The organism is Nocardia cyriacigeorgica GUH-2, from assembly GCF_000284035.1.
Lineage (GTDB): Bacteria > Actinomycetota > Actinomycetes > Mycobacteriales > Mycobacteriaceae > Nocardia > Nocardia cyriacigeorgica_B.
Genome location: NC_016887.1, coordinates 458,832 through 471,311 on the forward strand (window position 1 = coordinate 458,832; position 12,480 = coordinate 471,311).

General features: G+C 67.6%; 13 protein-coding genes. 12 read left to right on the forward strand and 1 reads right to left on the reverse strand.

Annotated features, from left to right (window positions below):
• Nucleotides 1–16 precede the first annotated feature (16 nt).
• From NOCYR_RS02110 to NOCYR_RS02165, 12 genes are all read left to right on the forward strand, one after another.
• Nucleotides 17–949, forward strand: coding sequence for a Rossmann-like and DUF2520 domain-containing protein (locus NOCYR_RS02110; RefSeq protein ID WP_048832644.1), 933 nt, complete (start codon nucleotides 17–19; stop codon nucleotides 947–949).
• Entirely contained in the window at nucleotides 946–1,875 is a 930-nt protein-coding gene (panC, locus tag NOCYR_RS02115) for a pantoate--beta-alanine ligase (protein ID WP_014348710.1), read from the forward strand. Before NOCYR_RS02110 ends, panC begins: the two co-directional genes overlap by 4 nt.
• Before the next feature lie 13 nt (nucleotides 1,876–1,888).
• Nucleotides 1,889–2,308 carry an aspartate 1-decarboxylase gene (panD, locus tag NOCYR_RS02120; RefSeq protein ID WP_014348711.1) on the forward strand — a complete coding sequence of 140 codons (420 nt, stop codon included), beginning with the start codon at nucleotides 1,889–1,891 and terminating at the stop codon, nucleotides 2,306–2,308.
• Nucleotides 2,309–2,337: 29 nt separating this feature from the next.
• On the forward strand, nucleotides 2,338–3,132 hold the full coding sequence (locus NOCYR_RS02125) for a type III pantothenate kinase (RefSeq protein WP_014348712.1): 795 nt from the start codon (nucleotides 2,338–2,340) through the stop codon (nucleotides 3,130–3,132).
• Nucleotides 3,133–3,295: 163 nt separating this feature from the next.
• Nucleotides 3,296–3,937, forward strand: coding sequence for a cysteine dioxygenase (locus NOCYR_RS02130; RefSeq protein WP_014348713.1), 642 nt, complete (start codon nucleotides 3,296–3,298; stop codon nucleotides 3,935–3,937).
• Nucleotides 3,937–4,368 (forward strand): rhodanese-like domain-containing protein, encoded by a 432-nt coding sequence (locus NOCYR_RS02135; protein ID WP_014348714.1) that lies wholly within the window; start codon nucleotides 3,937–3,939, stop codon nucleotides 4,366–4,368. Before NOCYR_RS02130 ends, NOCYR_RS02135 begins: the two co-directional genes overlap by 1 nt.
• A gap of 190 nt (nucleotides 4,369–4,558) precedes the next feature.
• Nucleotides 4,559–6,025, forward strand: a complete 1,467-nt coding sequence (gene lysS, locus NOCYR_RS02140) for a lysine--tRNA ligase (protein WP_048833855.1) — start codon at nucleotides 4,559–4,561, stop codon at nucleotides 6,023–6,025.
• A gap of 114 nt (nucleotides 6,026–6,139) precedes the next feature.
• Entirely contained in the window at nucleotides 6,140–6,499 is a 360-nt protein-coding gene (locus NOCYR_RS02145) for a histone-like nucleoid-structuring protein Lsr2 (protein ID WP_014348716.1), read from the forward strand.
• A 147-nt stretch (nucleotides 6,500–6,646) separates the two neighbouring features.
• The gene (locus NOCYR_RS02150; RefSeq protein WP_048832646.1) at nucleotides 6,647–7,270 is read left to right on the forward strand and encodes an FHA domain-containing protein; all 624 of its coding nucleotides are present in this window, start codon (nucleotides 6,647–6,649) and stop codon (nucleotides 7,268–7,270) included.
• A 164-nt stretch (nucleotides 7,271–7,434) separates the two neighbouring features.
• A complete protein-coding gene (locus tag NOCYR_RS02155) occupies nucleotides 7,435–7,995 on the forward strand; it encodes a DUF1772 domain-containing protein (RefSeq protein ID WP_014348718.1) in 561 nt (186 codons plus the stop codon).
• A gap of 96 nt (nucleotides 7,996–8,091) precedes the next feature.
• Nucleotides 8,092–9,024 (forward strand): esterase/lipase family protein, encoded by a 933-nt coding sequence (locus tag NOCYR_RS02160; RefSeq protein ID WP_014348719.1) that lies wholly within the window; start codon nucleotides 8,092–8,094, stop codon nucleotides 9,022–9,024.
• A 287-nt stretch (nucleotides 9,025–9,311) separates the two neighbouring features.
• The gene (locus tag NOCYR_RS02165; RefSeq protein WP_048833856.1) at nucleotides 9,312–11,867 is read left to right on the forward strand and encodes an ATP-dependent Clp protease ATP-binding subunit; all 2,556 of its coding nucleotides are present in this window, start codon (nucleotides 9,312–9,314) and stop codon (nucleotides 11,865–11,867) included.
• Nucleotides 11,868–11,949: 82 nt separating this feature from the next.
• Here NOCYR_RS02165 and NOCYR_RS02170 read toward each other — a convergent pair whose 3' ends face one another.
• Entirely contained in the window at nucleotides 11,950–12,420 is a 471-nt protein-coding gene (locus tag NOCYR_RS02170) for a YfbM family protein (protein ID WP_014348721.1), read from the reverse strand.
• Nucleotides 12,421–12,480: the final 60 nt, after the last annotated feature.

The following is a 12,480-nucleotide window of genomic DNA, read 5'->3' on the forward strand; positions in this document are numbered from 1 at the left end:
GTTGACCTCGCCAAGCGTGAATTCTGGCAACGCCGCGTCGGGACCCGATCCCGCGCCTGCACGACTGACGGTAGGAATCGTCTCGGCGGGACGCGTGGGTTCGGCCTTCGGCGTCGCGTTGGAACGCGCCGGACATGTGGTGTTCGGTGTGTCCGCGATCTCCGACGCGTCGGTGCATCGCGCGCGCACCCGCCTGCCCGAGTCCAGGATCCTGCCGGTCGAAGAGGTCGCCGCCAGCAGCGAACTGCTGATCCTCGCCGTGCCCGACAGCGAACTGGCCGGCCTGGTCCGCGGCCTGGCCTCCGCCGCAGTCGTGCGGCCCGGCACCCTCGTCGCGCACACCTCCGGCGCGAACGGCGTCGGCGTGCTGGCGCCGCTGACCGAACTCGGCGCCCGCCCGCTCGCCATTCACCCGGCCATGACCTTCACCGGCCACGACGAGGATCTGGCCCGGCTGGCCAACTCCTGTTTCGGTATCACCGCCGCCGACGAGATCGGCTACGCCATCGCGCAGTCGCTGGTCATCGAGATGGGCGGGGAGCCGGTGCGGGTCGCCGAGGAGCACCGCACGCTCTATCACGCCGCCCTCGCGCACGGCAGCAATCACCTGGTCACGGTGATCGTCGACGCCGTCGCCGCGCTGCGCGCCGCCCTGGACGGGCCCGGTCTGCTCGGCCAGCAGCTGGTCGACGATCAGCCCGGCGGCTTGGCCGAACGGCTGCTGGCCCCGCTGGCCTCGGCCGCCCTCGACAATGCCCTGCGCCGCGGCCAGTCCGCGCTGACCGGTCCGGTCGCCCGGGGTGACGCCGACGCCGTCGCCGCGCACCTGCGCACACTCGACGAGCTCGATCCGCGCCTCGCCGCGAGCTATCGCGCGCTGTCGTTGCGCACCGCCGAGCGGGTCGATTCCGATGCCGCCCTGATCGAACTGCTGGAGGAGCGTCGATGATGGATCCGAAACTTCGCGGCGCTTATAAGCCCGGCGAATTGAATGTGCTGCACGACCCGGCAGTGGTCGGCGCGGTGGCCAAGGCACTGCGCGGTGTCGGCCGTTCGGTCGGGCTGGTGCCGACCATGGGCGCGCTGCACGAGGGCCATCTCGAGCTGGTGCGCCGCGCCAAGCACACCAACACCGTGGTGATCGTCTCGATCTTCGTCAACCCGTTGCAATTCGGCGCGAACGAGGATCTGGACAAGTACCCGCGCACCCTCGACGCCGATGTGGAACTGCTGCGCGCCGAGGGCGTCGACATCGTCTTCGCGCCGAGCGTGGCGGAAATGTATCCCGACGGCCCGCGCACCACCGTCCACCCCGGCCCGCTCGGCGCCGAACTCGAGGGCGGCACTCGCCCCACCCATTTCGCCGGCATGCTGACCGTGGTGGCCAAGCTGCTCCAGATCGCCAAGCCGAACGAGGCGTTCTTCGGCGAGAAGGACTATCAGCAGCTCACCCTCATCCGGCAGATGGTGCGCGATCTGAACTTCGACGTCTCCATCGTCGCCGTGCCCACCGTGCGCGAAGCCGACGGACTGGCGCTGTCCTCGCGCAACCGCTACCTCGATCCGCAGCAGCGCGAAACCGCCACGGCCCTGTCGGCGGCCCTGATCGCGGGCGCCCGCGCCGCCGGGGCCGGTCCCGAATCGGTGCTGGCCGCCGCCCGCGCGGTCCTCGACGCGGTGCCCGGCCTCGACCTCGACTATCTCGAACTGCGTTCGTCGAACCTCGATGTCGCCCCCGCCGCCGGCAATGCCCGGTTGCTGATCGCGGCCAAGGTCGGCGCCACCCGGCTGATCGACAACATGCCGGTGGTCCTCGGCGCCACGATCGACGGCCACCCCAACCCCAGCACCCCGCCCGCCCAGGTATCGGTATAGGAAGGCGACGACGATGTTGCGCACCATGATGAAGTCGAAGATCCACCGCGCCACGGTGACCCACGCCGATCTGCACTACGTCGGCTCGGTGACCGTCGACCAGGATCTGCTCGACGCCGCCGATCTGCTCGAAGGCGAGCAGGTCTGCATCGTCGACATCGACAACGGCGCCCGCCTCGAGACCTACGTGATCGCCGGTGAGCGCGGTTCGGGCGTCATCGGGATCAACGGCGCGGCGGCCCACCTCGTGCATCCCGGCGATCTGGTCATCCTGATCGCCTACGGGATGATGGACGAGCAGGAGCTGAAGGAGTACTCGCCGAAGGTCGTCTTCGTCGACGACCGTAACCGTCCGGTCGATCTCGGTTCCGATCCGGCGCACGCCCCCGAGGGCTCGGGCCTCCTCACCCCGCGCGACCTGTCGTTCGTCTGACGAGCGCGGGGGAGGAGAAGGATCGGCACATGCTGCTGACGATCGACGTCCGCACCACCAGCATCGAGCTCGGGCTGTTCTCCGGCAGCGGCGCGCACGCGAAACTGGCGCGGCACTGGCGCATTCACACCAATCCGCTGCTGACCGCCGACGAATTCGCCATGCAGGTGCGCGGGCTGGTCGGCGCTCATGTGGACGAGGTGATCGGCGTCGCGGCGCTGTCCACCGTGCCGCCGGTGCTGCGCGAGCTGCGGCTGATGCTGGAGCGGTACTGGAATCACGTTCCGCATGTGGTGGTGGAACCCGGTGTGCGGACCGGCATTCCGCTGCTGGTCGACAATCCGAAGGAAGTCGGCGCGGACCGGATCGTGAACAGCCTCGCCGCCTACGACAAGTTCGCCACCGCCGCCATCGTCATCGATTTCGGCGTCTCGACCTGCGTCGACCTGGTCTCGGCCAAGGGCGAGTTCCTCGGCGGCGTGCTCGCGCCGGGTGTGGAGATCTCCACCGAGGCGCTCATCGAACGGGCCGCGCTGCGCCGGGTTGAGCTGGCCCGCCCACGTTCGGTGGTCGGCAAGAACACCGTGGAGTGCATTCAGTCCGGCGCCGTGTTCGGCTTCGCCGGTCTGGTGGACGGCCTGGTCGACCGCATCCGCGACGACGTGGACGCCTTCGCAGGCGATGACGTCGCGGTGGTGGCCACCGGTGCCGGCGCCCCGCTGATCGTGCCGGAATCGGAGACCATCGACCATCACGAACCCCGGCTGACGCTGACCGGCCTGCGCCTGGTCTACGAACGCAATCAGCGCAACCGCCGGAGCTGAGCACTGTGGGGCAGGTCATCGGCCCGTCGCCGATGCGCCTGCTACACTCATCGACGTGTATTCCCGCGTGAGCACCCAGGAGTGTTGTCGAGGCTAACCTGCCTCGACCGTTCGAGGCATTCGTCAAGTCCTCGACCGTTGCACACCTCCTGGAGATTCGCTCATGCGTTCTTCTGTTCTTTCCCTTCCTTCCGCACGTGACGCCCGCACGCTGAGCGCGCGCGCCGCCAACCCGGTACCGACCCGTCCGGTCGCGCCCGCGCTGCCCACCCGGCTGCGCCCGGCCGATCTGCTCCGGCTCACCGACGAGGGCGCCGAAGACGTGCTGGCCGGCCGCTACGACCACCTGCTGCCCGCCGACGGGCGGTGGCCGACCGAGGAACGCTGGGCCACTCGCCTGCTGTCCGACGACGAGGTCGATGTGTGGCTGATCAGCTGGACCCCGGACCGCCACACCGAACTGCACGACCACGCCGGTTCCATCGGCGCGCTCACCGTCCTGAGCGGTGCGCTGTCGGAATACCGTTGGAACGGAACCGAATTGCGCCACCGCACGCTGGTGGCGGGCGATCAGGCCTCGTTCCCGATCGGCTGGGTGCACGACGTGGTACGCGCGCCCGAGCCGCCCGCGGGCATCGACGTGCCGGTCTCGGTCGCCGACTCGGTCGGGCCGCTGGACCCGACGCTGAGCGTGCACGCCTACTCCCCGCCGCTGACGGCCATGTCCTATTACGAACTCACCGGCCACGGCGGCCTGCGCCGTACCCGCACCGTCCTCACCGACCAGCCCGAAGGTGATATGTGATGAGCCCGCAGACCATCGACCAGATGCTCGACACCGCGCGCTCGCAGTTGCGCCGGCTGTACGCCTTCGAATTGCCACAGGCGCTCGAGCGCGGCGCGATTCTGGTCGACATCCGCCCGCAAGCGCAGCGAATTCGCGAAGGCACCATGCCCGGCGCCCTGGTGATCGAACGCAATGTCCTGGAATGGCGGCTGGACCCGTCCAGCTCGGCCCGGCTGGCGCTGGCCACCGACCACGACGTGGAATGGATCGTGCTGTGCTCGGAGGGCTACACCTCCAGCCTGGCCGCCGCCTCATTGCAGCAATTGGGCCTGCACCGGGCCACCGACCTGGTCGGCGGCTACCAGGCGCTCAAGGCGGCCGGAATGCTCACCGTGGCCTCGCGCGCCCCGCATTTCGCTCGCGAGGTCGCCGCGCTCGCCTCGCTGTAGAAATACCCACCTCAGCCGGGCCGGGAGCAGCGGGTCAACTGGGCCGGGCGGGACGCGAAACGGTTTCCGGTGCACGCTAGGGTAGTTCAACGTGAGCACCCCCAACTCCCCTTCCACCGGCAGCTCCGCGGCCTCGGCTCCCGCGGGCCGCGCCAATCGCCCCGTCGACGTCGACGACGTGCCGGAGCAGATGCGGATTCGCCGGGAGAAGCGGGAGCGCCTGCTGGCCGAGGGCGGGCAGGCGTATCCGGTGGTGGTGCCGCGCACCCATACGCTGGCCGAGATCCGCGCCGAATATCCGGACCTGGCGCCCGATACCCAGACCGGCGCCATCGTCGGCGTGGCAGGCCGGGTGATCTTCATGCGCAATACCGGCAAGCTGTGCTTTGCCACCCTCCAGGAGGGCGACGGCACCAAATTGCAGGCCATGATCAGCCTCAACGGTGTCGGCGCCGACGCGCTCGCGGCCTGGAAGTCCGATGTCGACCTCGGCGATTTCGTCTTCGTGCACGGCGAGGTCATCTCCTCGCGGACCGGCGAATTGAGCGTGATGGCCGACGAGTGGAGCATGGCGGCCAAGTCGCTGCGCCCGCTGCCGGTCGCGCACAAGGAGATGAACGAGGAATCGCGGGTCCGCCAGCGCTACGTCGACCTGATCGTGCGCCCGGAGGCCCGGCAGATGGCCCGCACCAGGGTCGCGGTGGTGCGCGCGCTGCGCAACGCGCTGGAAAAGCGCGGATTCCTCGAGGTCGAGACGCCCATGTTGCAGACCCTGCACGGCGGCGCCGCGGCCCGGCCGTTCGTCACCCATTCCAATGCCCTCGATATGGACTTGTTCCTGCGTATTGCGCCGGAGTTGTTCCTCAAGCGCTGCGTCGTCGGCGGGCTCGAGCGGGTGTTCGAGATCAATCGCAACTTCCGCAACGAGGGCGCCGACTCCACGCATTCGCCGGAGTTCGCGATGCTGGAGACGTATCAGGCATACGGCACCTATGACGACTCGGCGCGCATGATCCGGGAATTGATCCAAGAAGTCGCCGAGGAAGCCTTCGGCACCCAGGTGGTGACCCTCGCCGACGGCACCGAATATGACCTTCGGGGCGAGTGGGCGACCGTTGAGATGTATCCCTCGCTGTCGGACTCTCTGGGTGTGGAGGTCACGCCGGAAACAACGATTCCGGAATTACTGGCGCTGGCCGAACGGGTCGGTTTGGAAATTCCGGAAGGCAAGGGCTACGGCCACGGCAAACTGGTCGAGGAACTATGGGAGCACCAGTACGGCGACAAGTTGTACGCGCCCACATTCGTGCGTGACTTCCCGGTCGAGACTTCTCCGCTGACCAGGCAGCATCGCGACAAGTCCGGTGTCACCGAGAAGTGGGACCTGTATGTGCGCGGGTTCGAGTTGGCCACCGGCTATTCGGAGTTGGTGGATCCGGTGATTCAGCGCGAACGCTTCGTCGACCAGGCCCGGCTGGCCGCGGCCGGTGACGACGAGGCCATGGTGCTCGACGAGGACTTCCTCGCCGCGATGGAACACGGTATGCCGCCGACCACCGGAACCGGTATGGGAATCGATCGCTTGTTGATGGCCCTCACCGGTTTGGGAATCCGGGAAACGATACTCTTCCCAATTGTGCGTCCGGCCGCTCGCTGAGCGGTCGATTGCACGCCTGTAGCTCGTCTTGGAATTTTTCGAATTAGAGGTATTCTTGCCTCGGGCAATCGGCCTAGTATGCGGGTCGCACGATTTCGAGAGGACGTTCATCTCATGGCAAAGAAGGTCACCGTAAGCCTGATCGACGATGTCGACGGTGAGTCCATCGCGGACGAGACCATCGAGTTCGGTATCGATGGTGTGTCGTACGAGATCGACCTGTCGGCGGCAAATGCGGCCAAGCTGCGGGAAGAGATGGAGCAGTGGGTTGCCAACGCTCGGCGGGTGAGTGGCCGGCGTCGGGTGAAGGCCGCGTCCACCACCGGGGGTACCACCAAGAGCCGTGTTCCGATGGACCGCGAACAAACCGCGGCAATTCGTGAGTGGGCTCGCCGTAATGGGCACAAGGTGCACGCCCGGGGGCGTATCTCGGCCGACATCACCGAGGCTTACAACAAAGCCGCCAAGAGCTAGTCGCAATTTTCGGCTGCCGCCGGGCGAATCGTGCGACGCCCCGGCGGCAGCCTTGTTCGTAGTGGCCGAGGCACGGCACCATGGATCTGTGCGCAGCGCCGTATCCAGCCCAGTCGTGTCATCCCGTCGAGCTGGGGTCATGACGTCGTGACAGCTTTCGTCGGATCAATTCTGCGGTACACCGACGCCGAGGGGCATCGGCACGAGCTCATGCTCGATCCCGGTCATCCACGCGTCACCATCGGCCGCTCCACCCATGCCGATCTGTCCCTGCGCTGGGATGCCGAGGTGTCCCGGCTGCACGCCGCCGTCGAATACCTGGGCGCCCAGTGGACCATCGTCGACGACGGCCTGTCCCGCAACGGCACCTTCGTCAACGGCGAACGCCTGGTCGGCCGGCGTCGGCTGATGGCGGGCGACCGCATCCGGGTCGGCACCTCGCTGGTCGCCTTCCACGAATTCGGCGCCGTCGCCGACGACGCCACCCGCGCCTCCACCGGAACCATTCCCACCGCCCGCTCGCTCACCGAGACCCAGCGCGCGGTGCTGGTCGCGCTGTGCCGGCCCTACAAACACGGCGCCGGCTTCGCCACCCCGGCCTCCAATCAGCAGATCGCCGAGGAATTGTTTCTCAGCGTCGACGCGATCAAGACCCATCTGCGCGCGCTGTTCGCCAAATTCGGGGTCGAGGATCTGCCGCAGAACCAGAAACGCGTCCGGCTGGCCGCCTTGGCCATGCAGAGCGGGCTCATCTCCGATCGCGACCTGTAGGCGGGCGGTAGACGCTCGCTGATGGGCGTGAGCGTCTCAGCGATGGTTCCGGCGGCCCGCGCGCTGTTGACTCGAAGGGGTCAACGGAGCGCGATGCTCCAACCCCTCGGGTCCACGCCCAGGGGCTATGCACCGCCGAGGCGGTCGACGGATGGGAGCGGATCATGTCGGTTGGGCGAATCGCCGCACTGGTGCTGGCAACGGTGGCGACCGGGCTGATCGCGGGTGTGTTCTACGCGTACGCGATCTCGGTGATGCCCGCGCTGGCCCGGATGGACGACCGCGCGCTGATCGAGACCATGCAGAAGATCAATGTCGTGATCATCAACCCCGCCTTCATGATCGGGTTCCTCGGCACGGTGGGCTTCACCGCGCTGGCGGCGCTGCTGCATCTGGGCGCGGACCGGCGGATGACGCTGCTGTGGATCGCAATCGGATTGGTACTCAACGTGATTGCGTTTGCGGTCACGATCGCGCTCAACGTCCCGCTCAACGATCAGCTGATGGCTGCGGGTGATCCGGCCGCCATCGCCGATCCGGCGGCGGTGCGCGCGGAGTTCGAATCCGCTTGGGTGCGTTGGAATATCGTGCGCGCCGTGCTGCACACGCTGGCGTTCGTGGTGCTGACGGGCGCGCTGTTCACCGCGGGGTTGCAGCAGGGCCGCGACGATGCCGCCGCCCTGCCCGCGCAGCCGGGTGTCGCGGTGGCCCAGGCGCCGGCCTGAGTGGAACTCGTTTCATAACTTACCCGTCAGTAACGACCCCATCGGCCCTGGTCGCTACGTACCCTCCTGTAACGCGTTTCAGAAATGGGAGGGGATATGCGCCGAGCACCCGCCACCGCCGTCATCGTCGCCGTCCTCGCCGCGCTGTGGATCAGCTCGGCGGGAGCGGCCCAGGCCGAGCGGTATCCGATCGTCTACAACTTCTTCGCAGGCATCCCGGGCGAACTGACCAACCCCGGCGGTTCGCTGCCCGGCTCCAACGACTGGTCCTGCCGGCCCAGCGCCGAGCATCCGAACCCGGTGGTGCTGGCCCACGGCACCGGCGGCGGGGCGCAGACCAACTGGGGCACCTACGTCGCGCTGCTGGCCAACGAGGGCTACTGCGTCTACTCGCTCACTTACGGCGCCTATGACCTGCCCTGGCCGCTGTCGGCGCTCGGCGGCATGATGCCGATCCCGGACAACGCCGCCGAGTTCGGTGCCTTCGTCGACCGGGTGCTCGCCGCCACCGGTGCCGAGCGGGTCGACATCGTCGCCCACTCGCAGGGCGGGCTGGTCGGCAACTACTTCGTCAAGCGCCTCGGCGGCGCCGCCAAGGTCGACAAGCTCGTCTCCCTCGCGGTGCCCTGGCTCGGCACCACCGCCTTCGGCATGGCCGACGTCGCCGCCTTCGCCCGCGCGATGGGGCTGGGCGAGGCCTGGAACTCGATCCCGTGCCTGGCCTGCGCGCAGATGCCCGCGGGCGGCCCGTTCCTGGCCGAACTCAACGCCGACGGGATCTACCACCCGGACGTCACCTACACCAATATTGTGGGCAATCTGGAGGAGATCGTGGTGCCCTATACCTCGGCGGTGGCACCGGGGCCGGGCGTCACCAATATCGTCGTCCAGGACGGCTGCGCCCAGGACTACTCCGAACACCTCGGCATCGCGGGCAGCCCGCGGGCCGCGGCGCACGTGCTCAACGCCCTCGACCCTGCCCATCCCCGGGAAGTTCCGTGCCATTTCGTGGCGCCGTTCACCGGCTGAGCCCGGTATCGGCCGCCGATCAGCGGTGTTCGCTCAGGGCAAAACCGCATCGGAAACGAAACCTGGAACAGCCACGTTATGAGTGAATGACCGTGCTGCCACCGGTCGGCAATAAGGTGGACCGGCGGCGGCGGAATCCTCCGCCAACTAGAGTGGAGGCGGGGGCCGCAACCCCCGGGCTTCATGGCAGGCTGACGGCTAGGTTCGTCGGGTTCGGCGCCCAGTTTGTTCGACAGCACACTGCGGCGTCTGTTGCCAGAATGTCGGAGCAGGAGAGTGAGGGAGCGATGTTCGAGAGGTTCACCGACCGCGCGAGGCGTGTCGTTGTCCTGGCCCAAGAAGAGGCCCGGATGCTCAACCACAACTACATCGGCACCGAGCACATCCTGCTGGGGCTGATCCACGAGGGTGAGGGCGTCGCGGCCAAGTCGCTGGAGTCGCTCGGCATTTCGCTGGAAGGCGTGCGCAGCCAGGTGGAGGAGATCATCGGCCAGGGTCAGCAGGCCCCGTCCGGTCATATCCCGTTCACCCCGCGCGCCAAGAAGGTGCTGGAGCTGAGCCTGCGCGAGGCCCTGCAACTAGGCCACAACTACATCGGCACCGAGCACATCCTGCTCGGCCTCATCCGCGAGGGTGAGGGCGTGGCAGCGCAGGTGCTGGTCAAGCTGGGTGCCGATCTCAACCGGGTGCGTCAGCAGGTCATCCAGCTGCTGTCGGGTTACCAGGGCAAGGAGCCGGTGGAATCCGGCGCCCGCGGTGAGACGGGCACCCCGTCCACCTCGCTGGTGCTCGACCAGTTCGGCCGCAACCTCACCCAGGCCGCGCTCGAGGGCAAGCTCGACCCGGTCATCGGCCGCTCGAAGGAGATCGAGCGGGTCATGCAGGTGCTGTCGCGCCGCACCAAGAACAACCCGGTGCTGATCGGCGAGCCCGGTGTCGGTAAGACCGCCGTGGTGGAGGGCCTGGCCCAGGCCATCGTCAACGGCGAGGTCCCCGAAACGCTCAAGGACAAGCAGCTCTACACCCTCGACCTGGGTTCCCTGGTCGCGGGCAGCCGCTACCGCGGTGACTTCGAAGAGCGCCTGAAGAAGGTGCTCAAGGAGATCAACACCCGCGGCGACATCATCCTGTTCATCGACGAGCTGCACACGCTGGTCGGTGCGGGTGCCGCCGAGGGCGCCATCGACGCGGCCTCGATCCTGAAGCCGAAGCTGGCCCGCGGTGAACTGCAGACCATCGGCGCCACCACCCTCGACGAGTACCGCAAGTACATCGAGAAGGACGCCGCCCTGGAGCGCCGGTTCCAGCCGGTCCAGGTGGGCGAGCCGACCGTCGAGCACACCATCAACATCCTCAAGGGTCTGCGCGACCGCTACGAGGCGCACCACCGGGTCTCCATCACCGACGGTGCCCTGGTGGCCGCCGCCACGCTGGCCGACCGCTACATCAACGACCGGTTCCTGCCGGACAAGGCGATCGACCTCATCGACGAGGCGGGCGCGCGCATGCGCATCCGCCGGATGACGGCGCCGCCCGACCTGCGTGAGTTCGACGACAAGATCGCCGACGCCCGCCGGGAGAAGGAAAGCGCCATCGACGCGCAGGACTTCGAGAAGGCCGCGCGCCTGCGCGACAAGGAGAAGCAGCTCGTCGCCAAGCGGGCCGAGCGCGAGAAGCAGTGGCGCTCCGGTGATCTGGACGTCGTGGCCGAGGTCGACGACGAGCAGATCGCCGAGGTGCTGGCCAACTGGACCGGTATCCCCGTCTTCAAGCTCACCGAGGAGGAGACCACCCGTCTGCTCCGCATGGAGGACGAGCTGCACAAGCGGATCATCGGCCAGGAAGACGCGGTCAAGGCCGTGTCCAAGGCGATCCGCCGCACTCGCGCCGGCCTGAAGGACCCGAAGCGTCCGTCCGGCTCGTTCATCTTCGCCGGCCCGTCCGGTGTCGGTAAGACCGAGCTGTCCAAGGCGCTGGCGAACTTCCTGTTCGGCGACGACGACGCGCTCATCCAGATCGACATGGGCGAGTTCCACGACCGCTTCACCGCCTCGCGGCTGTTCGGTGCCCCTCCGGGCTACGTCGGCTACGAGGAGGGCGGCCAGCTCACCGAGAAGGTGCGCCGCAAGCCGTTCTCGGTGGTGCTGTTCGACGAGATCGAGAAGGCGCACCAGGAGATCTACAACACCCTGTTGCAGGTCCTGGAGGACGGTCGTCTCACCGACGGCCAGGGTCGCACCGTCGACTTCAAGAACACGGTGCTGATCTTCACCTCGAACCTGGGTACCTCCGACATCTCCAAGGCCGTGGGCCTGGGCTTCTCCCAGTCCAACGCCGAGGGCTCGAACTACGAGCGGATGAAGCTCAAGGTCAACGACGAGCTGAAGAAGCACTTCCGGCCCGAGTTCCTCAACCGCATCGACGACGTCATCGTCTTCCACCAGCTCACCACCGAGCAGATCGTGGAGATGGTGGATCTGATGATCGCCCGTGTCGAGAAGCAGCTGAAGAACAAGGACATGGCGCTGGAGCTGTCCGCGAACGCCAAGTCGCTGCTGGCCAAGCGTGGTTTCGACCCCGTGCTCGGTGCCCGGCCGCTGCGCCGCACCATCCAGCGCGAGATCGAGGACCAGCTCTCGGAGAAGATCCTCTTCGGCGAGATCGGCCCCGGCCAGACCGTCTCGGTCGACGTCGAGGGCTGGGACGGCGAGGGCTCCGGCGAGGACGCCAAGTTCACCTTCGCCGGTAAGGCGAAGCTGACCAAGGGCGATGCCGAGGCCAAGCCCGAGGTCGTGCTGACCGGCGCCGCCGAAGGCACCACCGAGGCCGCCTCCGGCGAGTAATACGCGAGTCGAGAAACGGGCCCGTCCCCTTAGGGGCGGGCCCGTTCCGTTTGTCCCGGCCCTCAGCCGAGTATCGCCGCCTTCAGCCGAGCCGGAGGGCCGCGGCCGATCCGGTCGATTCCGCGTGCCGGAAGAACTCCACCAGGTTCGTGTAGTGGTGGCGTAGGTAGTCGAGTGCGTCCGGGTCGGTTGACCACATGCCCGACGGGTAGATGCCCGTGCCGTCCATGAGTGCCGGATCGAACCGTTCGGCCAGCGTGCTGAACGAGGTCTCGCGCAGGCCGCGGGCGGTGCTGGCGACCCGTTCGGCGGACCACGCATACAGCCCGTCGGTGGAATCGAGCACGTCGTCGCGGTAGAGCAGGTCCACGTCGCTGCATGCCTGCAGGAGCAGGAATTGCAGTGCGGCCCAGGACTTGTCGATATAGCCGCTGGGCTCGCCGGCGCGCGGTAGATCGGACAGGTAGTCGAATTTATCGTCCGCGGTTGCGGCCTGGCGCAACTGCGTGAGTTCGGCTGGGCTCAGCCGGGTGAATGATGCGATCATGCCCATCGGGCAACCCCCTTGTTCGAATGTCTCCCTCCGAACGCGAGGTTAGCACCGGTCGCCGAC

Bases quoted from the DNA above. Each gene is read 5' to 3' on its own strand.
- NOCYR_RS02130 (WP_014348713.1), top strand. From the start codon at position 3,296: ATGCGTTCTTCTGTTCTTTCCCTTCCTTCCGCACGTGACGCCCGCACG.
- NOCYR_RS02135 (WP_014348714.1), top strand. From the start codon at position 3,937: ATGAGCCCGCAGACCATCGACCAGATGCTCGACACCGCGCGCTCGCAG.
- lysS (WP_048833855.1), top strand. From the start codon at position 4,559: ATGCGGATTCGCCGGGAGAAGCGGGAGCGCCTGCTGGCCGAGGGCGGG.
- panC (WP_014348710.1), top strand. From the start codon at position 946: ATGATGGATCCGAAACTTCGCGGCGCTTATAAGCCCGGCGAATTGAAT.
- NOCYR_RS02170 (WP_014348721.1), bottom strand. From the start codon at position 12,420: ATGGGCATGATCGCATCATTCACCCGGCTGAGCCCAGCCGAACTCACG.
- NOCYR_RS02160 (WP_014348719.1), top strand. From the start codon at position 8,092: ATGCGCCGAGCACCCGCCACCGCCGTCATCGTCGCCGTCCTCGCCGCG.
- NOCYR_RS02165 (WP_048833856.1), top strand. From the start codon at position 9,312: ATGTTCGAGAGGTTCACCGACCGCGCGAGGCGTGTCGTTGTCCTGGCC.
- panD (WP_014348711.1), top strand. From the start codon at position 1,889: ATGTTGCGCACCATGATGAAGTCGAAGATCCACCGCGCCACGGTGACC.
- NOCYR_RS02145 (WP_014348716.1), top strand. From the start codon at position 6,140: ATGGCAAAGAAGGTCACCGTAAGCCTGATCGACGATGTCGACGGTGAG.
- NOCYR_RS02155 (WP_014348718.1), top strand. From the start codon at position 7,435: ATGTCGGTTGGGCGAATCGCCGCACTGGTGCTGGCAACGGTGGCGACC.
- NOCYR_RS02125 (WP_014348712.1), top strand. From the start codon at position 2,338: ATGCTGCTGACGATCGACGTCCGCACCACCAGCATCGAGCTCGGGCTG.